The 509-nt window shown below is 80.0% G+C and carries 1 pseudogene; it reads left to right on the top strand.

Features of this window, described 5'->3' with window-relative positions:
- Positions 1–509: pseudogene (locus tag AB8Z36_RS42140) on the top strand (FUSC family protein); the annotation flags it as partial.

The following is a 509-nucleotide window of genomic DNA, read 5'->3' on the forward strand; positions in this document are numbered from 1 at the left end:
CGCCCGCAGGCTCCGGCACGACCCGGTCGCCCCCTTCGACCCCGAGCCCCTGATGGCGGCGCGCGACGCGGCCAGGATCACCCCGCGCCAGGCCCGCACCCGCCCGGCCGAACTGCGCGGCTCGCGGGGCCTCGCCGAACGCATCCGCCCGGTCCTCGCCAGCTTGGCGGACCCGGCGGTGGGCGTCCCCGAGGAGGGCAGGGAGCGCGACCGCGTACGGGAGATCCTCGGCGCGGCGGGCACGGTCCTCGACGCGGCGGCCCGCGCCATCCGCCACGGCGAGCCCGTCCAGGTCTCCCCGGCGGCCCTCGCCGCCCTGCGGACCCCCGACACCGGGGCGATCCTCACCGGCCCCGCCTACCGCGCGGCCTCCCGCCTCGCGGCACTCCTGCGGGACGTACTGGAGACGGCGGGCGGCACCCAGACGGCCCCCGCCCACGACACGGCGACACCGGCGGGCTCCGACACGAGCCCGGAGAACCGCTCCGACACCCGGCCCGTCCCCCTTC

It is taken from the genome of Streptomyces flavofungini (assembly GCF_041028215.1).
Taxonomy (GTDB): Bacteria; Actinomycetota; Actinomycetes; order Streptomycetales; family Streptomycetaceae; genus Streptomyces; species Streptomyces flavofungini_B.